The 21579-nt window shown below is 72.0% G+C and carries 17 protein-coding genes and 2 pseudogenes; 12 read left to right on the top strand and 7 right to left on the bottom strand.

Annotated features, from left to right (window positions below):
* Positions 1-142: 142 nt before the first annotated feature.
* Entirely contained in the window at positions 143-532 is a 390-nt protein-coding gene (locus tag CLT71_RS27560) for a (deoxy)nucleoside triphosphate pyrophosphohydrolase (protein WP_101371834.1), read from the bottom strand.
* Between the two features lie 278 nt (positions 533-810).
* Between CLT71_RS27560 and CLT71_RS27555 the strand changes: the two genes are divergently transcribed.
* Both CLT71_RS27555 and CLT71_RS27550 read left to right on the top strand, forming a co-directional pair.
* On the top strand, positions 811-1122 hold the full coding sequence (locus CLT71_RS27555; RefSeq protein WP_101369676.1) for a 4a-hydroxytetrahydrobiopterin dehydratase: 312 nt from the start codon (positions 811-813) through the stop codon (positions 1120-1122).
* A 69-nt stretch (positions 1123-1191) separates the two neighbouring features.
* The gene (locus tag CLT71_RS27550) at positions 1192-1554 is read left to right on the top strand and encodes a PH domain-containing protein (protein WP_101369675.1); all 363 of its coding nucleotides are present in this window, start codon (positions 1192-1194) and stop codon (positions 1552-1554) included.
* An 86-nt stretch (positions 1555-1640) separates the two neighbouring features.
* Here CLT71_RS27550 and CLT71_RS27545 read toward each other — a convergent pair whose 3' ends face one another.
* The 3 genes from CLT71_RS27545 to ychF form a co-directional block, all read right to left on the bottom strand.
* Positions 1641-2036, bottom strand: coding sequence for a PIN domain-containing protein (locus CLT71_RS27545; protein ID WP_101369674.1), 396 nt, complete (start codon positions 2034-2036; stop codon positions 1641-1643).
* On the bottom strand, positions 2033-2272 hold the full coding sequence (locus tag CLT71_RS27540) for a hypothetical protein (RefSeq protein ID WP_101369673.1): 240 nt from the start codon (positions 2270-2272) through the stop codon (positions 2033-2035). Before CLT71_RS27540 ends, CLT71_RS27545 begins: the two co-directional genes overlap by 4 nt.
* A gap of 70 nt (positions 2273-2342) precedes the next feature.
* Positions 2343-3431 carry a redox-regulated ATPase YchF gene (ychF, locus tag CLT71_RS27535; protein WP_101369672.1) on the bottom strand — a complete coding sequence of 363 codons (1089 nt, stop codon included), beginning with the start codon at positions 3429-3431 and terminating at the stop codon, positions 2343-2345.
* A 205-nt stretch (positions 3432-3636) separates the two neighbouring features.
* Between ychF and CLT71_RS27530 the strand changes: the two are divergent.
* The 7 genes and pseudogenes from CLT71_RS27530 to CLT71_RS27500 all read left to right on the top strand — a co-directional run.
* Positions 3637-4786 (top strand): annotated as a pseudogene (locus CLT71_RS27530) (bifunctional transcriptional activator/DNA repair enzyme AdaA); the annotation flags it as partial.
* Between the two features lie 559 nt (positions 4787-5345).
* Positions 5346-5858 (top strand): methylated-DNA--[protein]-cysteine S-methyltransferase, encoded by a 513-nt coding sequence (locus tag CLT71_RS27525; protein WP_101369670.1) that lies wholly within the window; start codon positions 5346-5348, stop codon positions 5856-5858.
* A 157-nt stretch (positions 5859-6015) separates the two neighbouring features.
* On the top strand, positions 6016-7884 hold the full coding sequence (locus tag CLT71_RS27520) for an ABC transporter ATP-binding protein (RefSeq protein ID WP_101369669.1): 1869 nt from the start codon (positions 6016-6018) through the stop codon (positions 7882-7884).
* Positions 7881-9887 (top strand): annotated as a pseudogene (locus CLT71_RS27515) (ABC transporter ATP-binding protein); the annotation flags it as partial. The gene CLT71_RS27520 and the pseudogene CLT71_RS27515, both read left to right, overlap by 4 nt.
* A gap of 194 nt (positions 9888-10081) precedes the next feature.
* Positions 10082-11803, top strand: a complete 1722-nt coding sequence (locus tag CLT71_RS27510; protein WP_101369668.1) for a serine hydrolase domain-containing protein — start codon at positions 10082-10084, stop codon at positions 11801-11803.
* A gap of 29 nt (positions 11804-11832) precedes the next feature.
* A complete protein-coding gene (locus tag CLT71_RS27505) occupies positions 11833-12504 on the top strand; it encodes a response regulator transcription factor (protein WP_101369667.1) in 672 nt (223 codons plus the stop codon).
* Positions 12501-13559, top strand: coding sequence for a sensor histidine kinase (locus tag CLT71_RS27500; protein WP_101369666.1), 1059 nt, complete (start codon positions 12501-12503; stop codon positions 13557-13559). Before CLT71_RS27505 ends, CLT71_RS27500 begins: the two co-directional genes overlap by 4 nt.
* A 121-nt stretch (positions 13560-13680) precedes the next feature.
* Here CLT71_RS27500 and CLT71_RS27495 read toward each other — a convergent pair whose 3' ends face one another.
* A complete protein-coding gene (locus CLT71_RS27495; protein WP_158242319.1) occupies positions 13681-14601 on the bottom strand; it encodes an aminoglycoside phosphotransferase family protein in 921 nt (306 codons plus the stop codon).
* Between the two features lie 114 nt (positions 14602-14715).
* Here CLT71_RS27495 and CLT71_RS27490 point away from each other — a divergent pair, with 114 nt between their 5' ends.
* Both CLT71_RS27490 and valS read left to right on the top strand, forming a co-directional pair.
* The gene (locus tag CLT71_RS27490; RefSeq protein ID WP_158242318.1) at positions 14716-15033 is read left to right on the top strand and encodes a DUF6939 family protein; all 318 of its coding nucleotides are present in this window, start codon (positions 14716-14718) and stop codon (positions 15031-15033) included.
* A 42-nt stretch (positions 15034-15075) separates the two neighbouring features.
* A complete protein-coding gene (gene valS, locus CLT71_RS27485; RefSeq protein ID WP_101369663.1) occupies positions 15076-17688 on the top strand; it encodes a valine--tRNA ligase in 2613 nt (870 codons plus the stop codon).
* Between the two features lie 54 nt (positions 17689-17742).
* Here valS and CLT71_RS27480 read toward each other — a convergent pair whose 3' ends face one another.
* Positions 17743-18387 (bottom strand): TetR/AcrR family transcriptional regulator, encoded by a 645-nt coding sequence (locus tag CLT71_RS27480; protein WP_101369662.1) that lies wholly within the window; start codon positions 18385-18387, stop codon positions 17743-17745.
* Positions 18388-18454: 67 nt separating this feature from the next.
* Here CLT71_RS27480 and CLT71_RS37550 point away from each other — a divergent pair, with 67 nt between their 5' ends.
* Positions 18455-19315 (top strand): hypothetical protein, encoded by an 861-nt coding sequence (locus tag CLT71_RS37550; RefSeq protein WP_199187739.1) that lies wholly within the window; start codon positions 18455-18457, stop codon positions 19313-19315.
* 139 nt (positions 19316-19454) lie between these two features.
* On the opposite strand, the gene CLT71_RS27470 is transcribed toward CLT71_RS37550, so the two are convergent.
* Positions 19455-21239: a serine hydrolase gene (locus tag CLT71_RS27470; RefSeq protein WP_143743637.1), complete on the bottom strand. Its 1785-nt coding sequence runs from the start codon at positions 21237-21239 to the stop codon at positions 19455-19457.
* Positions 21240-21579: the final 340 nt, after the last annotated feature.

Below are 21579 nucleotides of genomic sequence, written 5' to 3'. Positions count from 1 at the left end.
GACGTGACCTTCCCGCTGCCGGCCGAGGGGCTCAACTACAGCCACCCGGAGCAGCCGCCAGCGAAGGACTGACCGGACCCGTGCCGCGTCCTGGGCCGGGGTCGCCACGCGGCGGTCCCGGCCCACGGCACGGCCGGTCTGGTCAGGCGGCGTCGCCCAGCAGCGGGCGCAGCGCCGCCACGATCGGTACGTCCGCCGGCAGCCATGGCACGCTGCCCAGCTCCTCCGGGCGCAGCCAGCGCAGTTCGGAGTGCTCCAGGGGCTGCGGCTCGTCGCCATCGACGAGTTCGGCCAGATAGACCCGGAGCACCGAACGACCGTGGCCCATCCGGACGTCCCGACCGACCCGGTCGCCGATCTCGACGCGTACGCCCAGTTCCTCGGCACACTCCCGGACCAGTGCGGCGACCTCGGACTCGCCCGGCTCGACCTTCCCGCCCGGAAACTCCCAGCGACCGGCCACCTCGGGCGGGTGAGATCGCGCGCAGGCGAGTACCCGGCCGGCGAGCACGATGGCGGCCCCCACCACGATCTTCGGCTCCCGGCGGTCATGCCCGGTATGTCCCTCGGCGTGCACCTCGGTATGCCCATCACGGTCGTTACCGTTCGTCCAATCGGTCCGCACGGGCGTCCAGCGTGCCAGATCAATCGGGAATTCGGGTAGCTGCGCCGGGCCCACCGGTCAACAGAAGACGGAAGGGTGGACGTGGACACACCAGCCGGCCAGCGACAGACTAGGGAGCACCGACCGAGACACGGGATGGCGACGATTTGGCCACAAGCCGGCAACGACGCCTGGGAGGTTTGGCGATGCGTGCTCTCTGGGGTGGCCGGGTGGACCGCGACTACCTGAGCGACGCACTCACCCTACTGGGCGACTGGACCCGCGAGGGCCAGCAGATCAAAAGAACTCTCATCCTCGACGACACCCAACACGCGGCGCTCACCGAGCGGATAAAGATCGTCGCGGACGCGCTGCACCTCCGTCCGCAGATCCGCCGGCTGGACGGGCACACCCAGATCAAGATCGGACCCCTCGACGACAGCGAGATCACCGAGGGTGAGGTCACACTCGCCGCCCGCATCGAGGACGTCTACCGTGCGGTGACCGCTCCGAACTGACCGTGGTCCGGACGGCAGGTCGGCCGACGGGGCGATGCCACAATGGCACGCCCCTCCTACCCTCGGATCATGACCAACGTCAGCTATGACCGTCGCGAACAGCTCAAGCAGATCGAGAGCGGCCTCCTCGACGGGGAACGGGTCATCGCCGTCTACGACGCCGTCGGCACCGGTACCGGGTTCATCGGGCTCACCGACCGGCGCGTGATCATCCAGGACAAGTCGTTCATCGGCAAGAAGTTCGCGATCACCAGCATCCCGTACTCGAAGATCACGAGCGTCAGCGTGGTCAGCAACAAGTCCTGGGGCGGGTCGTTCTTCTCCACCGGCGCCATCGCGATAAACGTCGGCACCCACACCTACGAGGTGGAGTTCCGGGGCGACCAGAAGAGTCACCACGTACACAACGTGATCCTGCACTACATATCGTGAACCGAGCCAGACCGTAACCTGCCCTCGACCGGGTTGGGTCGCCGATCAACGGCTTGACGCACCATCGCGACCTTCGGAGAACCCACCTACAGCGCTATGGTCCGAACCCGCCGCCCGCACAGCTTGACCATGTCGTCGACATCGGATGTCAGGACCGCCACCGGTGCGGGTAGCCGTAGCGCCACCTCGGCGACCATGGCGTCGATGGCGTACCTGTGCCCATGTAGCCCTGCCGCCTTCAGCAGCCCAGCACTGCGACGGGCACTCTCCTTCGTCACCGCCTCCACCCGGATCCGGGACAGCAACCAGTCCAGTCGCGCGATGTCCACGCCGGAGTGGGAGACCTCGATGATCGTGGCCGCCGACATGGCGAGATCGATCCCGTCACGCTCCGCCTGCTCCAACAGGCGCATCACCTTTCGATCCTGGTCGATCCACCCTGACAAGCCCTGCGAGTCGAGCACCAGCGACTCAAGGCTCACGCCGCACGCCCGGTCTCCTCGGTCCCGTGCAGGAGCGCCCGAGCCTCGGCCATCTCCTCGTCAGTGAACGCCCCGAGCTCGCCCTGGTAGCGATCCAACTCCTCCCGGAGAAGTCTGCGCCGCTCGGCCCGCTCGGCCAGCTCGGTGAGGTAGCCGGAAACGTTGTCGGTGTGCGTCTTCATGCTCTCCAGCAGCTCTGCCGGCAGCGTGATCGTGACCTTCTTCGTCCGCGCCATTCATCGACCATACCATGGTGTTACCGTCCGCTGAGCGAACCGATCCGATGCGGCAGACGTTGGACCGGGATCAGACGTTGAACCTGAACTCGACCACGTCGCCGTCCTGCATGACGTAGTCCTTGCCCTCGATCCGGACCCGACCGGCGGCCTTGGCCGCCGCCATCGAGCCGGCGGCGTCCAGGTCGTCGTAGGAGACGATCTCGGCCTTGATGAAGCCGCGCTGGAAGTCGGAGTGGATCACCCCGGCCGCCTCGGGCGCGGTCGCCCCGATCGGGACGGTCCAGGCCCGGGCCTCCTTCGGCCCGGCGGTCAGGTACGTCTGCAGGCCCAGCGTACGGAAGCCGACCCGGATGAGCTGGTCGAGACCGGGCTCGGACTGCCCGATCGACTCCAGCAGCTCCCGTGCCTCGTCCGGCGGCAGGTCGGTCAGCTCCGACTCGACCTTGGCGTCCATGAAGATCGCCTCGGCCGGGGCGACCAGCAGCCGCAGCTCGTCGAGGAGGTCGGCGTTGTTCAGCTCCGCCTCGTCGACGTTGAAGACGTACAGGAAGGGCTTGGTGGTCAGCAGGTGCAGCTCGCGCAGCTCGGCGACCTCGATCCCGGCGCCCGCCGCGCCCGCGTAGAGGGTGACCCCAGTGTCGAGCAGCTCGGCGGCCTTCTTCGCGGCGGTGACGGCGGCGGCCCGGTCCTTGCGGACCTTCGCCTCCTTCTCCAGCCGGGGCAGCGCCTTCTCGATCGTCTGGAGGTCGGCCAGGATCAGCTCGGTGTTGATCGTCTCGATGTCGTCGCCGGGCGAGACCTTGCCGTCGACGTGCACGACGTTCGGGTCGGAGAAGACCCGGACGACCTGGCAGATCGCGGCGGCGTCGCGGATGTTGGCCAGGAACGCGTTGCCGCGACCCTGCCCCTTCGAGGCGCCCCGGACCAGGCCGGCGATGTCGACGAAGGAGACTGGCGCAGGAATGATCTTCTGCGAGCCGTGGATCTCGGCGAGCCTGGTCAGCCGCTCGTCCGGCAGGCCGACCACCCCGACGTTCGGCTCGATGGTGGCGAACGGGTAGTTCGCGGCGAGTACGTCGTTCTTGGTCAGCGCGTTGAAGAGCGTGCTCTTGCCGACGTTGGGCAGGCCGACGATGCCGATGGTCAGTGAAGTCATGCGAACGCGACTGCCTCTCTCGTAGCCTCCTGCGACCCGGTGCGGTCACCGGCCCGGCCCGGATGAAGTCTACGGACGCCGTCGGAGCGGCACCGCGACGGGCGAGGCCCGCGCCCGCCCCCCCGCGCGGTCAGGTCGTCGGGTACGCACAGCCAGGTCCGATTTCCGCGAGTCAGCGCGCCCGGCACGGTGCACCATCGAAGGCATGGAACTGGACTTCGAACGGTGCTATCGGGCGGTCGACAGCCGGGACCAGCGCTTCGACGGCTGGTTCTACACCGGCGTCACCACCACCGGCATCTACTGCCGGCCGTCCTGCCCGGCGACGACCCCGAAGCGGCACAACGTCCGGTTCTATCCGTCGGCCGCCGCCGCCCAGCGGGCCGGACTGCGTGCCTGTCGCCGGTGCCGGCCGGACGCCGCCCCGGGCTCCCCGGAGTGGAACGTCCGGGCCGATGTCGTGGGCCGGGCGATGCGGCTGATCGGCGACGGCGTGGTCGACCGGGAGGGGGTACCCGGGCTGGCCAGCCGGCTCGGCTACACCGAGCGGCACCTCAACCGGATGCTGGTCGCGGAGGTCGGTGCCGGACCGCTCGCCCTGGCCCGGGCGCAGCGGGCGCAGACCGCCCGGATCCTGGTCGAGACGACCGACCTGGGCCTGGCCGAGATCGCCTTCGCCGCCGGCTTCGGCAGCGTGCGGCAGTTCAACGACACGATCCGCGAGGTGTACGCGGTCGCGCCGTCCGCGCTGCGCGACGCCGCCCACCGCGCCACCGGTACGGCTGCCCGCCGTCCTTCCCGCCCGCCGCGCGGCGGTGCCGCCCGGACGGCGTTCCCGGTCCCGCCCAGCCCGAACGACAACGGCACGTCGGCCGGTCCGAACGGCAACGGCACGCCGGACGGCAGGGACGGCAACGGCACGCCGGGGACGATCACGCTGCGGCTGGCGTACCGGGCACCGCTGCACGCCGACGCGCTGCTGGACTTCCTCGCCCTGCGGGCGGTACCCGGGATCGAGGAGGTAGCTGCCGGGTCGTACCGCCGGGGCCTGCGGCTGCCGAACGGACCGGCCGAGATCGCCCTGACCCCGATGCCCGGGTACGTCGCCGCCACCCTCCGGCTCGCCGACCTCCGCGACCTGGCCCCGGCGGTGGCCCGCTGTCGCCGGCTCTTCGACCTGGACGCCGACCCGGAGGCGGTGGACGCCCTGCTCGGCGCCGATCCCGCGTTCGCCGAGTCGGTGGCGAAGGAGCCCGGCATCCGGGTGCCGCGTACGGTGGACGGCTTCGAGACGGCCGTCCGGGCGATCGTCGGACAGCAGGTCTCGGTCGCCGGTGCCCGTACCGTGCTGGCCCGGCTCGCCACCGCGGCAGCCGGCAGGGCTACCGCCACAGCCGGCAGGGCCACCGCGGCGGCCGGCAGCGCCACCGCCGGCACCGCGGCCACCAACGCCACCGCCGACGGAGCTACCGCCGGCACCGCCGACGAGGCCGGCGCCGGCACGCCGGACGCGCCGCTGCCGCCCGACAGGTCGGGCGGGCTGCGCGGGTTTCCGTCCGCCGAGGAGGTGCTGGCGCTGCCGGACTCGGCGTTCGGCATGCCTGCCGGCCGGCGGGCGACGATCCGGGCCCTGGCCGAGGCGGTCGCCGCCGGCCACCTGGACCTGGACCCCGGCGCAGACCGGGCCGAGCTGGTCGACCGGCTGACCGCGCTGCCCGGCATCGGCCCGTGGACGGCCGGCTACGTCGCGATGCGGGCGATCGGCGACCCCGACGTCTTCCTCCCCACCGACCTCGGGGTACGCCGGGGCGCCGCGGCGCTCGGCCTGCCCGACGACCCGAAGAGCCTCGACGCGTACGCCGGCCGCTGGCGGCCCTGGCGCTCGTACGCGGTGATCAGACTATGGAGAGCGGAATGAACGAGATGTACAGCAGCCGGATCGAGACGCCGGCCGGTGCCCTGACGGTACTGGCCGATCCGGAGGGAACCGTGCACGCCGCCGGCTTCGGCACGGACTCCGGCACCCTGCTCGGACTGGTGCACCCGTCGTTACGCCGGCAGGTGCGGGAGCGGCCGGAACTCGGTCCGGTCAGCGCGGCGGTACGTGCCTATCTGGACGGGGACCTCACCGCGATCGACGCGGTGCCGGTCGCGCAGCACACCGGTGGCGAGTTCCTGGCCCACGCCTGGGAGACGCTGCGCCGGGTCAAGCCGGGTGAACCGGTCACCTACACCGAGTTCGCCGAGCTCTCCGGCCGGCCCCGCGCGGTCCGGGCCGCCGCTATGGCGTGTGCCCGCAACGCCGCCGCGCTCTTCGTACCGTGTCACCGGGTGTTGCGTACCGACGGCGGGCTCGGCGGCTTCCGCTGGGGACTGTCGGTGAAGCGCTGGCTGCTCGCGCACGAGGGCAGCCCCGTCAACGGGTGACCGCCACCGGGCGGAGTCCACGGTCCTGAGTCCACGGTCCTGAATCGCGGATCAGCATCGATCCGACGGTCCCCGCTGGCCGGTGCCGGTGCCGGGCGCCAACAGGTGACAACAACACGACTCAACCGCAGGCTGGATTTACCGTTAACGTCAGGGCATGGCGCCGGATCGTGACGACGAGCCCACGGTCCGGGGCCGGCCGGGCATTCGCCTGTTGCGCCGCAATCCGTTGCCCCGCAACCTCTGGCGGCTGCGGCGCTACGTCCGCCCGTACCGTGGTCAACTGGTCTGGCTGCTGATCGCGGCGTTCGCGGCGACCGGGGCGAGCATCTGCGTACCGCTGGTGGTGCAGCGGGCGGTGGACGGCCCGATCGCGCACCGCGACCCCGACGGGCTGCTCCGGCTCGGCGGGTTGGCGCTGCTGCTCGGGCTCGCCGAAGCGGCACTGATCTTCATCCGGCGGTGGGTCCAAGCCTCCTCGGCGGTCGGGATGGAGGCCACCATCCGCGACGAGATCTACGCGCACCTGCAACGGCTGCACATCGGCTTCCACGACCGCTGGCAGTCGGGGCAACTGCTGTCCCGGGTCACCAGCGACCTGTCGGTGATCCGGCGCTTCCTCTCCTTCGGACTGCTCTTCCTCGTCGTGAACGTCACCACCTACGTCGCCGTGGTGACACTGCTGATCACACTGCATCCGGGCCTGGGGCTGCTGGTCGCGGCCGGTGCGGTACCGCTGTTCCTGGTGAGCCGCCGGTTCACCAGGGCCTATCTGCTGGCGGCCCGACAGCTCCAGGACGAGCAGGGCGACCTGGCCACCCTCATCGAGGAGTCCGCGCAGGGCATCCGCACCGTCAAGGCGTTCGGCCGGCGACCGGAGATGACCGGACGGTTCGCGGCCGGCAGCCGTACGCTGCACGACACCGCGACCGGCAAGGGCCGGCTGCTGGCCCGTACCTCCGCACAGTTCGACCTGATTCCCAACCTGACCCTGGCGGCGGTGCTGGTGGCCGGTGCGGTCGCCGTCGCGGACGGTTCGCTGAGCATCGGCGAACTCGTCGCCTTCGTCAGCCTGCAACTGATGCTGATCTGGCCGATCGAGTCACTCGCCTGGATCATCGCCACAGCCCAGGAGGCGATGACGGCAGCGGACCGGATCTACGAGGTACTCGACACGCCACCGACGGTCGTCGACCGGCCCGGTGCGGTGTCGCTGCCGCCGCCGGTGCCGCTGGCGCTGGCGCTGGCCGGGCCGGAGGCGGCCGGTCGGGGCGGCGCGCTCCGCTTCGACGGGGTGTGGTTCGGCTATCCGCAGGGTCCCCCGGTGCTGCGCGGCGTCGACCTGGCGGTCCAACCCGGCGAGACACTCGCGATCGTCGGGGTCACCGGCTGCGGCAAGACCAGCCTGCTGTCGCTGGTACCGCGTCTCTACGACGTCACGGCCGGCCAGGTCACCCTGGACGGGCGGGACGTGCGGGACATCCGGCTCGACTCGCTGCGCGGCCGGGTCGGCTTCGCGTTCGAGGAGCCGACGCTCTTCTCCATGTCCGTCCGGGAGAATCTCACCCTGGGCCGGGCCGACGCCGGTGACGACGAGATACGCGCCGCGCTCGCCGTGGCCCAGGCCGATTTCGTGTACGAACTGCCGTGGGGTCTGGACACCCGCATCGGCGAACAGGGGCTCTCCCTCTCCGGCGGGCAGCGGCAGCGGCTGGCCCTGGCCCGGGCAGTACTCGGCCGACCCGGCGTACTGGTGCTCGACGACCCGCTGTCGGCGCTTGACGTACACACCGAGGCGCTGGTCGAGCGGGCGCTGGCCCAGGTGCTCCGGGACACCACCGCGCTGGTGGTGGTGCACCGGCCGTCGACCGTGGCCCTCGCCGACCGGGTGGCGCTGCTCGCCGACGGGCGGATCGCCGCCGTCGGTACCCACGCCGAACTGCTGCGCGAGGTGCCCGGGTACCGGGCGGTGCTCTCCGCCGAGACCGCCGGGGAGTCCGCCGACCTGGGACTCGTCCGGTCATGACGGCGGCCCGTCGGATCGACGGCGTGACGGCGGCCCAGTCCGCCAACCCCGCCGAGCCACTGAAACCCGCCGAGTCAGCGAGGTCCGCCGAATCGGTGAAACCGGCCGAGTCGGTGACGGCCGGCGAGTCAGCGAAGTCCGCCGAGTCGGTGACGGCCGGCGACGGTGGGACGGGGCTGGCCCGGTGGCGGGGCATCGCCGCCGACCCGGAGGCGGACCGTACCGCCGCCGAGACCGGCACCGCACAGGGCATCGCCCGGCTCCGCAACCGCAGCCGGGTGCTGCTCGGCTCGCTGATCCGGCCGCACCGCAGGCTGATCGGGGTGGCGGTCGCCCTGCTGCTGCTACAGAACGCGGCCGGAATGGCCGGGCCGTACCTGGTGATGCTCGGCATCGACCGGGCGATCGGACCGCTCCGGGCCGGAGACCCGGGTCCACTTGTCGCGGTGGCGACCGCGTTCGGGCTGGCCGCCGGAGCCGAGTACGCCGGCAAGCGCGGTTTCCTCACCCTCTCCACCCGGATCGGCCAGGCCATCCTGCTCGACCTGCGCCGCCGGGTGTACGACCACTTCCTGCGGCTCTCGGTCAGCTTCCACGAGCGCTACACCTCGGGGCGACTGGTGGCCCGGCTGACGAGTGACATGGACTCGATCGCCGAACTGGTCGACGGTGGCATCGACGACCTGGTGCTCGCCGTGCTCTCCATCGTCTCGGTGGCCGGCGTCCTGCTCTGGCTCGACCCGCCGCTGGCCCTGGTCACCCTGCTCGCCTTCCCGTTCCTGCTCTGGCTCTCCCGCTGGTTCGCCCGCGCCTCCGCGTCCGCCTACCGGCGCACCCGGGAGACCGTCGCGCTGGTGATCGTCCACTTCGTCGAGTCGCTCGGCGGGATCCGGGCGGTGCAGGCGTTCCGCCGGGAACCGCGCAACCAGCAGATCTTCGCCACCCTCAACGACGACCACCGGCGGGCGAACCTGCGGGCGTTCCGGCTGATCGCCACCTACTCGCCGGCGATCAAGGTGATCGGCAACGTGACCATCGCGGTGGTGCTGGCGTACGGCGGGATGCGGGTACTGCACGGGCACGCCGAGATCGGGGTACTCGCCGCGTTCCTGCTCTATCTGCGCCGGTTCTTCGAGCCGATGCAGGAGTTGAGCCAGTTCTACAACGCTCTCCAGTCGGCGACGGCGGCGCTGGAGAAGCTCGCCGGGGTACTCGACGAGCGGCCCGGCGTACCGGAACCCGCCGTGCCCCGGCCGCTGCCGACCGGGCCGGTCCGGGGCGCCGTCGAACTGCGGGCGGTGAGCTTCGGCTACCGCCGCGACACCCCGATCCTGCCGGAGCTGACCCTGTCGATCCCGGCCGGCCAGACGGTGGCGCTGGTCGGCGCGACCGGGGCCGGTAAGTCGACGGTGGCCAAGCTGGTCGCCCGGTTCTACGACCCGACCCGGGGCACTGTCACCCTGGACGGCGTCGACCTGCGCGACGTCGCCGACGCCGAACTGCGCCGGTCGGTCGTGATGGTCACCCAGGAGAACCACCTCTTCGCCGGTTCGGTGGCGGACAACATCCGGTTCGGCCGGCCGGGTGCGGACGACGCGGACGTGGTGGCGGCGGCGGAGGCGATCGGCGCGCACGACTTCGTCGCCGCGCTGCCCGACGGGTACGCGACCGACGTGCACCGGCGCGGCGGCCGGCTCTCCGCCGGGCAGCGGCAGCTCGTCGCGTTCGCCCGGGCGTTCCTCGCCGACCCGGCGGTGCTGATCCTGGACGAGGCCACCTCGTCGCTGGACATCCCGAGCGAGCGGCTGGTGCAGCGGGCCCTGCGGACCATCCTCGCCGACCGGACCGCGATCGTCATCGCCCACCGGCTCTCCACTGTGGAGATCGCCGACCGGGTGCTGGTGCTCGACGGCGGCCGGGTGGTCGAGGACGGCGCACCGGAGGCGCTGATCGCCCAGGGCGGCCGGTACGCCGCCCTGCACCGGCAGTGGCAGGACTCGCTGCTCCAGGGCAGCCCCGAGCCGGCACCCGCCGCCCCCCGCAATACGGCACCACCCGGTGTCGCAAGTCCCGAAGACACCCCGGTCCGGTCCTGACCCGGCCCCGCCCCCGGCCTGACCACCGACGAACCGACCGCCGACGGGTACGGGTGGTTCCGTTTACCTCAGGTTCGCAGGAGCGTTCCTACCTTCGGGCCATGACCAGACACCACAGGCTGTTCGTGGCGGCGTTGCTCGTGACGGCGCTGGCCACCGGCGGTTGCACCGAGGACAGCGATCCGCCGCAGGCGTCGACCGTCACCCCGACCGCTGCGGCGGCGAGTTGCGACGCCGGGCTGGACGCCGCCTTCCGGGCCTGGGCACAGGCCGGGTTCAGCGGCTCGATCGCGATCTCGACCGGCGGCCGCTTCGACTGCCTGGCCAGTTACGGGTCGGCGGACGAGGCCACCGGAACCCCGAACACCGTCGACACGGTCTTCAGCATCGGCTCGGTCACCAAGGCGTTCACCGCAGCCACCGTGTTCCGGCTGGTGGACGAGGGGAAGCTGACCCTCGACACCCGGGTCGGCGACGTACTGCCGGAACTGACCGGCCCGGCCGCCGGGGTGACCGTACGGCAGTTGCTGCTGCACACCAGCGGGTTGAACGGCTCGCACGGCACCGACCACAAGCCACTGGACCGCGCCGGCGCGCTCGCGGCGATCGGCAGGCTGGACCTGGCCTTCGCACCGGGCACCGGATACGTCTACTCGAACGCCGGCTACACGCTGCTGGCACTCCTGATCGAGCAGGTCTCCGGCCAGGGTTACCGGGACTACACGATTCGGCAGATCCTGCCGCTGCCCGACGGGCGGGTGGCCGGCGGATTCTGGGACGGCGAACCGGCCGCCCCGGGTCCCCGGGCCGTCGGCCGGCTCGACGGCGGCCGGACCGGCGAGTCGGGCAGCTTCGGCGGGCCGCACTGGGCGGTCGACGGCAACGGCGGGCTGGCGATGACCGTCCGTGACCTGGCGGCCTGGACCCACGCGCTGTTCACCGGCCGGATCGTCTCGACCGGGTCGGTAAGGACGATCGGGACCCCGGGACACGACCTCGGCAAGGGCCGGTCCGAGACACCCGGCTGGGTGGCGTACGACGCCTCGGTCCACGGCAGGCCCTTCCTGGCCACGGCGGGGGGCGGCGGCGACATCGGGCACAACGCGGTGGTGGCCTGGCTGCCCGAGGGTGAGCGGGTGGTCGCGATCGCCAGCAACGGCCCCCGGGTGAGCGCCGAACAACTGCTGGAGAAGGCCGGTCCGGCACTGCTCGCCGGCAGGCCGTTGCCGGCGCCGAGTCTTCCGGTCGGCGGCGCGCCCGTGCCGGCTACCGTCGGAAAATACCGGCTGGAGACGGGAGGTGGCTTCGAGGTGAGCGTTGCCGGCAACCAGCTCTCCGTCACGGCAAGCGGTGCCGACGCCGTCGCCGCGCTCTTCCCGCCGCGCGGCGTACCCGCCGAGGAGTTGCGCCGGCACGAGCAGCGGGTGATGGCGCTGCTCGACGGGAAGACCCAGGAGGGCCGGAAGGAACGCAGGGCGTTCGAGGAGGCGTTCGGGCGGATCACCGGCATCGTCCCGGGCGGCACAGTGGTGCGGGACGGCGAGGTACGCAGCTACGTCACCGTCGCCACCGACGCTCGCCAGGTGCTGGCCTGGTACGCCGTCAACCCGGAGGGTGGGGTGGAGGCCGCCGAGGTGGGCACCGAAGCGCCGCGCCTCGCGCTCGTCTCCGCCGGACCCGGACCCGGCCCCGATCCCGGCCACGGCCGCTACCGCCCGGACGACCCGACCGGCAACGGCCCGGAGGTCACCGTCGAGTTCGTCTCCGGCCGGCTGACCATCGTCGGACCGGGCGGGCGGTACACCGCCGAGCCGGCCCGCTGACCCGACCCGCGTACCGGAAGGTCGACGACATGCGCATCCTGCTGGTCGAGGACGACCCCGATCTCGCCGAGCTGGTCGCCCTCGGCCTGCGCAACGAGTCGTACGCGGTCGACCTGGCCGCCAGCTACGCCGAGGCCGAGGATCTGCTCCGGCTCACCGGGTACGACGTCGCCTGCCTCGACCTGGGGCTGCCGGACGGGGACGGACTGGGCCTCCTCCGGCGGCTGGGCCGGGATCCGGAGCTGCACCGGCCCCGGCGCTGCCTGGTGCTGACCGCCCGGGACGCCGTCACGGACCGGGTGGCCGGGTTGGACGCCGGTGCCGACGACTACCTCGTCAAGCCGTTCCACTTCGCCGAGCTGGTGGCCCGGCTCCGAGCACTCGGCCGACGGGGCGACGCATGCGACGCGACGCTGCGGGTCGGCGACCTGACCCTGGACCAGGCCGCGCACCGGGCCTGGCGGGGCGGCACCGAACTCGAGCTGACCGCCCGGGAGTTCTCGCTGCTGCGCTACTTCATGCACCATCCGGGCCGGGTGCTCTCCACCGAGGAGCTGCTGGAGCACGTCTGGGACGCCCACGCCAACCCGTTCACCGCGTCGGTACGGGTGATCCTCAGCCGGTTACGTCGGAAACTCGGCGACCCGCCGCCGATCGCCACCATCACCGGGGCCGGCTACCAGTTGACGGAGCGGTCGTGAGCCGCGCCTGGGCCTCGCTGCGGGTACGCCTCGCCGTGCTCGGATTCCTGGCCAGCTACGTACCAGCGCTGCTGTTGTTCGGCGTCATCCTGGTGACCGACACCGAGACGGAGACCCGGTTGGGGCCGGACGGCGAGGTCGTGCGGCAGACCGTCACCGACCGGGCCGGCTGGGCGACCTGGACCGTACTGGCCCTCGCCCCGGTCGCCGCCGGGCTGGCCTGGTGGTGGGCGGACCGGGCGGTCGGCCCGATCGCCCGGATGCGACGGGTCGTCGAGGAGATCGAGGGTACGGACCTGAGCCGGCGTACCGGGCTCGACCGGGGACCCACCGAGGTGGTGGCGCTGGCCGCCAGCTTCGACGCGATGCTCGACCGGCTGGAACGGGCCGCCGACACCCAGCGGCGACTCGTCGAGGAAACCAGCCACGAGCTGCGCCTTCCGCTGGCGGTGCTGGTCACCAACGCCGAGGTGCTGCTCTCGCATCCGGACCCGACCGTCAAGCTGTACGGCCGAGGGCTGGAACGCTCCCGGGACGCGGCGGTACGACTACGGGCGACCATCGACGAACTCCTCGTCGACGCCCGTGGCCGGGCCCGCACCCTCGACCGCCGACCGGCCGAGCTGGTCGGGATCGTCCGCCAGGTCGTCGACGACGCGGGCGTGTTCGCCGCGACGAGACGGATCCGGCTCTCGGTCGACGGGCCGGCGGAGGTGACCTGCGCGGTGGACGAGCCGACGGTACGCCGCGCCGTCGCCAACCTGGTCGACAACGCCATCCGGTACGCCCCGGCCGGCTCGGCGGTACGGGTCGACGTCGAGGCAACCGCCGAGCAGGTGGCCGTACTGGTCGTCGACAGTGGACCGGGGATTCCCGCCGACCAGCAGGAGTACGTCTTCCAGCGGTTCTGGCGCGGCCGGCGGGACGTACCCGGAACGGGTCTCGGGTTGGCGATCGCCCGGCAGATCGCGCTGGCGCACGGCGGCGACCTGACCCTGCGCTCACCGGCCCCGGCCGGCGTCGGTGCCGAGTTCCGCCTCAGCCTGCGACGCTGACCCGACCGTGCACGACCGGTCGAGGAGCCGGTCGAAGAGCCGGTCGAACTCCGTGGCGGTCTCCTGCCGCGACGGCAGCCGTCCGGGCCGGGCGGTCCGGTGGCCGCCGGACGGCGCTCGCTCAGCCCAGCCGGGGCAGCAGCAGGCGCGCGACGTCCAGGCCCCGGCTGTCCGGCGACGGGCCGCCCGGTTTCCAGTCCTCGGCCCACCAGACGTCCGAGAGCACCGCCATCACGAAGCCCCAGCCGACCACCCGGTCCATCGGCATCGCCAGCAGGTCGGCGAGCTGTTCGACCCGGGCCGGCACCAGTGCGGTCAACGCCGGATCCCGGTCGTCCGGCTCGGGGTTGTACAGCAGCGCGCCGACCTCGAACCCGGGATCGCCGACCAGCCCGTGCGGGTCGATGGCGAGCCAGGGTTCGCGCTCCGCCCGCAGGATGTTGTCGTGGTGCAGGTCGCCGTGCAGCACCACCCGCTCGGTCGCCGAGTCGCACAGCTCGCGCATCAGGCCGCCGGCCCGGGTGACCAGGTCGGCCGGGAGCGGTCCGCCGTCGCCGTGGGCGCCGAGATAGTCGTCGAAGCCGGCGGCGTAGGTCGAGAGGTCCGGCAACGGGCAGTCGGCGGGCGGCGGTACGGCGAGCCGGCGCAGCAGCTCCGCCGCCACCGAGGTCGCCTCGGCGTCCCGGCCGGGTACCAGGTCGCGCAGCCGCCCGCCGGGCTCGGCCCGCTCCAGCAGCAGGGCGCCCCGGTCGAGGTCGGCGCGGAGCAGGCGTACGGCGCCCCGGCCGGCGAACGCGGTCAGCGCGGCTGCCTCGGTACGCAGCGACTGCCCGCTCGGCACACCCAGCTTCAACACCGCCGGCTGGCCGTCGGCACAGGTCACCGCTGTGACGTAGTGGAACGACAGGTCGAACGGCTCGCCGACTGTCAACTCCCAGTCGGCGGCCACCTCGGCGAGCGCCCGGGGCAGCTCGGCGAGCCAGCGGACGCCGGCCGCCCCCCACACCTGCCGGGCATTGCTGGCCAGCGCCTCAGGAATCACGGCGTCCACGGTAGCCGGCGTCCACGACAGCCGCGGCAGCCGGCAGCCGGCGTCCACGGCAGTCACGGCAGCCGGGGTGGGATGTCGTACCCGGACGGCAGGATGCGTTGCGATGTGGGCAGGTCGGGCCGCCACGGCCCGGTGCGCGGGCACCGGGCCGGGTTGACCGGCGACCGGCTGCTGGGCTACGCCGAGGCGCGCCGGCTGGTCTACCTGCCGACATACCGGTGGGTGTTGGAGCATCCGGCGGCCGAACTGGTCGCCGAACTGCGCCGGATCTCCGCCGTCCGGGACGTGGTGCTGCTGGACTACACCACCAACTCCGATGTCGCCGACCAGGGCACCCCGCTGTCGCACGCCGCCCTGGTCCGCTCGTTCCTGACCGGGGACTGGCCGGCCGAGTCACCGTCCGACGGTGGTTCGGCGGGGTGAAATCCCGGTCGGTCGCCCGGCCGTCTCCCGTACCATCGGCGGATGACGGACGCGCAGCGACAGCAGCGCACCGGTGTCCCTGAGCGGCCGAGCCTGGACGGGCTGGCCGAGAAGTGGGCCCACCGGTGGCAGGAGGAGGGGACGTACGCCTTCGACCGGACGAAGAGCCGGTCGGACGTGTACGCGATCGACACTCCTCCGCCGACCGTATCCGGCGAACTGCACATGGGGCACGTCTTCTCGTACACCCACACCGACACGGTGGCCCGGTTCCAGCGGATGCGCGGCCGGACGGTCTTCTACCCGATGGGCTGGGACGACAACGGCCTGCCGACCGAGCGCCGGGTGCAGAACGTCTACGGGGTCGCCTGTGACCCGAGCCTGCCGTACGACCCGGACTGGCAGCCGCCGCAGCGACCGGTCGGCGAAGAGGCCCGGCGGAACCCGATCGCGATCTCCCGGCGCAACTTCGTGGAGCTGTGTGCCTCGCTGACCGCCGAGGACGAGCAGGTCTACGAGGAACTGTGGCGACGCCTCGGGTTGTCGGTGGACTGGTCGCTTACGTACACCACGATCGGCCGTACCGCGCAGGCCACCGCGCAGCGGGCGTTCCTGCGTAACCTGGCCCGGGGTGAGGCGTACTCGGCCGAGGCGCCCGCGCTCTGGGACGTCGGCTTCGGTACGGCCGTCGCGCAGGCGGAGCTGGAGGACCGGGAGCGGCCGGGGGCGTACCACCGGATCCGGTTCGAGGTGCTCGCCTCCGGGCCGGGCAGCGCCGGTACCCCGATCGGGCCCGGCCCCGGCCGCGACGAGCCGTACGTGTACGTCGAGACCACCCGCCCCGAGCTGCTGCCGGCCTGCGTGGCGCTGGTCTGCCACCCCGACGACGAGCGGTACGCCGACCTGGTCGGCGGTACCGTCCGGACCCCGCTGTTCGGCACCGAGGTGACCGTCTACGCCCACCCGTTGGCGGATCCGGCCAAGGGCAGCGGGCTGGTGATGACCTGCACCTTCGGTGACCTGGCCGACGTGACCTGGTGGCGGGAGCTGCGGCTGCCCGCCCGGGTGGTGATCGGCCGGGACGGCCGGCTGCTGCCGGAGCCGCCGGCCGGGGTCGCCCCGGCCCCGTACGCCGAACTCGCCGGCCTCAAGGTCAACGCGGCCCGGCGGCGGATCGTGGAGCTGTTGACCGACTCCGGCGACCTGGACGGCGAGCCGAGGCCGGTCACCCACCCGGTGAAGTTCTACGAGAAGGGCGACAGCCCGCTGGAGATCATTTCGACCCGGCAGTGGTATCTGCGCAACGGCGGCCGGGACGCCGAGCTGCGGGCCGCGCTGCTCGCCCGGGGAACCGAGCTGAACTGGGTGCCGGCGCACATGCGGCACCGCTACGAGCACTGGGTCGGCGGGTTGACCGGGGACTGGTTGATCAGCCGGCAGCGCTATTTCGGGGTGCCGTTTCCGGTCTGGTACCGGCTCGACGACGCTGGCGAGCCGGATTACTCCCAGCCTCTCACGGCCGACGAGGCAGCGTTGCCCGTCGACCCGACCTCCGAGGTGCCGGCCGGCTACACCGAGGCGCAGCGCGGCCAGCCGGGCGGTTTCATGGCCGATCCGGACGTGATGGACACCTGGGCCACCTCGTCACTCACCCCGCAGATCGTCGGCGGTTGGCTCGACGACCCCGACCTCTACTCCCGGGTCTTCCCGATGGACCTGCGGCCGCAGGGGCAGGAGATCATCCGTACCTGGTTGTTCGCGACAGTGGTGCGCGCGCACCTGGAGTCCGGGGTGCTGCCCTGGCGGGACGCGGTGCTCTCCGGCTGGATCCTCGACCCGGACCGCAAGAAGATGTCCAAGTCCAAGGGAAACGTGCAGACTCCGCTGGGGTTGTTGGAGGAGCACGGCCCGGACGCGGTCCGCTACTGGGCGGCGAACGGGCGGCCCGGCACCGACCTGGCGTTCGACCCGGGACAGATCCGGATCGGCCGGCGGCTCGCCACCAAACTGCTCAACGCGTCCAAGTTCGCCCTCGGCCTCGGTGCCGGCGACGCCCTGCGGGCGGCGGCGACCGAGCCGCTGGACCGGTCGATGCTCGCCGGACTCTCCACTGTGGTCGCCAGCGCCACCGCCGCCTTCGACAGGTACGACCACACCGAGGCGATGCAGGTGACCGAGGCGTACTTCTGGCGGTTCTGCGACGACTACATCGAGTTGGTGAAGGAGCGGGCCTACGGGGAGGGTCCGGGTGCCGAGTCGGCCCGGGCGGCACTCGCCACCGCCCTCTCCACGCTGCTGCGGTTGTTCGCCCCGTTCCTGCCGTACGTCACCGAGGAGGTCTGGTCCTGGTGGCGGTACGGCTCGGTGCACCGCTCGCCCTGGCCGACGACGTACGAGATCGCGCGGGTGGCCGCCGACGGCGACCCGGCCCTGCTGGAGCTGGCCGGCGCGGCGCTGACCCAGGTACGCCGGGCGAAGTCGGAGCGGAAGGTGTCGATGCGTACCGAGATTCCGCTGGCCGAGGCGCTCGGCCCGGCGGCGATGCTGGAGCAGTTGGCGAGCATCGCCGGTGACCTGAAGGCGGCGGGCCGGATCGGCAAACTCGACTTCCTCCCCGACCGCACCCCGGAACTCGTCATCGCCTGCGCCTTCTGACGCCGGTAAGGAAGGGCCCCCTCATATCGCTTTCTGTTGTAGAAGGGGCCCTTCCTAACCGGTCGGGCGGGGCGGTCGGCGCAGCAGTTCCCGGGTGAGCAAGCCGGTCCACCAGCGCTCGACGCGCTCGGGCGACCAGCCCCGTTCGACCGTCAGCACGGTGTACGCGTCGATGCCGCAGATCGCGCCGTAGATGTCGACGGCGGTACGCGGATCGACGCCGTCGGCGAAGGTGCCGGCGGGCCAGGAGCAGAAGAGTCGCAGCAGGGCCTCCTCGCCGCGCCGGGGTCCTTCCCGGTAGGCAGCCGCCAATTCCGGTTCGGTCCGGCCGCCCTCGCGTAGCAGCAGGATCACGTCTCCGGCCCGCTCGTACAGCCGGCGGTGGAAGGCGACCGAGACCGCGAGTTGGCCGGGCGGGTCGTCGGCCGCCGTCAGGTCCGCCACCAGCTGGTCGGGATCGGCGGCCAGGTCGGCGGCGTCCATCAGCGCGATGGCCAGACCCTTCTTGTTCCCGTACGCCGCGTAGACCGTCGGAGCCGAGACGCCTGCCTCGCGGGCCACGTCCCGGACGGTCGTCTGGCCCCACCCCTGGGCCACGAAGAGCCGGCGGGCCGCCTGGGCGATCTGCCGGCGGGTCTCGTCGGCCTGCGCGGTCCGGACCAGCGAGTCGTACCGCCGCCGTTCCGGGGCTTCCGCCATCTTGCTCTCCCTCTTGTCGCTATCTATATTCAATATAAGCATCGTAAACTCAATTAAGGGGAAGCTCGTGCGCTTCGAACGGCTGGCCGGGATGGCCGGGATCGGCTTCGTACTGCTCCTGCTCGGCGGAAACCTGGTGCTGGTCTCGGCCGGCTTCCCGAGCCCCTCCGACGCGATGAGCCTCGACGAGATAGCCAAGGTCCACGCCAGCGAGTCGGACGCACTCCGCCTCACCTCCGCCCTGCTGCCCGCCGCCTGGTTGCTGGGCACCATCTTCGCCGCCGGCACCTTCACCGCCCTGCGGCGCCACGGCCGCACACGCGGTGCCGGCCAGGTAGGCGGTGCCGGCCAGCTGCGTGGTGACGGCCAGGTAGGCGGTGCCGGCCAGCTGCGTGGTGATGGCCAGGTAGGCGGTGCCGGCCAGCTGCGTGGTGATGGCTGGGTGGGCGGTGACGGCTGGGCGGTGGTCGGTCTCGCCGGCATCCTCATGCAGTGCGTGGCCTTCGCCGGTGTCGGGGCGTCCCGGCTGGCCGTGGCGTCGGCCGCCAGCCAGGGTCTGGGTGCCGCCGCGCAGGATCCGGGTGCCGCCGCGCAGGGTCTGAGTGCCGTGGCCGGGCTCTGGGGCCTGCACAACGCACTCTTCGGCTTCAACCAGATCTTCCTGGCGACGGCACTGCTCGGCCTCTCCGTCAGCGGCCGACGGCTCGGTCTGGTCAGCCGCTGGCATGCCGCCGTCGGTCTGCTCGGCGCGGCGCTGCTCTTCCTCGCCGCCACCAGCAGCCCGTACGGCAACGACGGCGTCAACCCGCTCGCACTGCTCGGGCTGATCGGCTGGCTGCTCTGGCTGCTCTGGATCGTGGCATACGGCGTCATCCTGATCAGGAACCCCGAGCCGAACGCCACGCCGCCCACGTCTGGCACGCCATGACGTCCGGCACATCGTGACGGCCAGACACCCACCCACCCCACCTGTGGACAACCCCGGCAGCCCAAGATTCTTGGCGAGTAATGGCCTGGCCGACCAGAACTCGCCAAGAATCTTGGAGCCCCGAACCACAGCGGGCGGGTCAGTTGCGGGAGGGGGTCCAGCCGGTTGCGACGAAGCGGGTGGCGTCGGTGCCCTCGCCGGAGAAGAGCAGGCCGTTGGTGCCGACCACTAGCAGGTTGTCGACGTAGACGCCCCGGCCCTGGGAGCTGCCGTCGGTGGTGTAGCTCCAGCGCAGGTCGGTGGTGCCGGCCGGCAACTCCGCGAACGCCTGCCACCAGCGCCGGCCGCCGTAGCCGGTGACCGATCCCTCGGCGGTCCACCGGCCGGTCGGCCCGACCAGGCTCACGTCGACCGGCGTCCAGGTCTCGCCACCGTCCGCCGAGGTCTGGAAGTGCAGCTGGTCGTAGCGCGGCTCGGTGTCGTACCAGAGTTGGAAGCTGGCCAACGCGGCGCGGCCGGCGGCGCGGCGCAGCGGCGCGGTGAGGGTGACGCTGCCGCCGTCGAGGTCGTCCGCGCGCCAGGCGGTGCCGCCCAGCGGCGGCCGGACCGGGGTCGCGTACGCCAGGTCGCGGGCGAGCGCCCGTCGGGCCACGTTGTTGCTGCCCCAGTTCCGGTCCGGGTGCACCCGGTTGCTCAGCAGGATCAGGAAGGTGTGCGACAGCGGGTCGATCACGATGGACGTGCCGGTGAAGCCGGTGTGCCCGAACGCGACAGGCGAGGCGAGCCCGGACATGTACCAGTGCTTGTGCAGCTCCACCCCGAGCCCCCGGTCACTCTCCGGATAGCGGCTCTCCAGTCCGGCGTTGTAGTTGACCAGCATGTCCCGCACGGTCGACTCGCGGAGGATCCGGGCGCCCCGGTACTCGCCGCCGTTGAGCAGCATCTGGCAGAAGATGGCCAGGTCGGCGGCGGTGGAGAAGAGTCCGGCGTGCCCGGCCACCCCGCCGAGTGCCCAGGCGTTCTCGTCGTGTACCTCGCCCCAGACCATGCCCCGGTTCGCGTACGGCTGGTATTCGGTGGCGGCGATCCGGTGCCGCAGCGCCGCCGCCGGGTTGTAGCCGGTGTCGACCATCCGCAGCGGCCCGGTCACCTCGTCCGCGACGAGTTGCTCCAGCGGGCGGCCGGCCACCCTCTCCACGAGTACGCCGAGTGCGATCAGCCCGAGGTCGGAGTAGACGTACTGGTTGCCGGGGCTGGCACCGGCGGCGAACGGGATCGCCAGGGCTGCCGCCTCCCGCGCCTCCGGGGTCGGGTAGCTGCTCCACAGTGGCGAGAACGCGGGCAGTCCGCCGGTGTGGGTGAGCAGCATCCGTACGGTCACCGCCTCCTTGCCACCGGCGGCGAACTCCGGCACGTACCGGACCACCGGCGCGTCGAGGTCGACGGTGCCGCGCTCGACCTGGCGCAGCGCAACCACAGTGGTGAAGAGCTTGGAGATCGAGGCGAGGTCGAAGATGGTGTCCTCGCGCATCGGGATCTGCTGCTCGGCCGGCAACTCGACGCCGACACGTCCAGGAGCCGGCCCGACCGCGCTGTACTTCACCGCCGTGCCGACCGCCTCGTGCCGGACGATCACCCCGTCCTTGGCCGCGAGCAGTACGGCTCCGGCGTACGTCGGGAAGGTGGGGTGGTCCGGGGTCGGCGCCAGGTACGCCTCGGCGTCGGTGCGCAGCCGGTCGACGTACTCGGGCAGCAGGCCGACCTCCTGGGGCCGGCCGGTCCGCAGCGTGCGCCGCTCGAATCGGACGTCGTCCGGCCCGACGGTCGGCGGTCCGTCCTGCCATCCGCCGCCCCGACCCGCAACCACCGACTGGCCCACCTTCGGCCCGGTCACCGCCTGACCCACTTTCGGGCCCGTGACCATCTGACCGACTTTCGGGCCGGTCACCGCCTGACCCACTTTCGGGCCGGTGACCATCTGGCCCACCTTCGGGCCGGCGGTCGCTGGTTGGGGTACGGCCAGGGCCGTGACCAGGACGGCCGCGCCGACTCCGGCACCGACAAGTCCTTTGCCGACCCTCCGACGACCGATGCTTCGAGGACGCATCGCCACACCTCCGTGTCGCTCATCGACCGATCTCGTCAGCCCGACTCCCGCCAGCCACGACCAGAATGAAGCTTTCCTTCGACGTTGGCAATATCAGAGAAGCTTCTTGCCCAGCGCGGGAGGGGCGGACTAATTTATAGGGTCGGATGAGTCACCT

This window comes from Plantactinospora sp. CNZ320, assembly GCF_002846275.1.
This window is presented reverse-complemented; position numbering and strand designations above follow the sequence as displayed.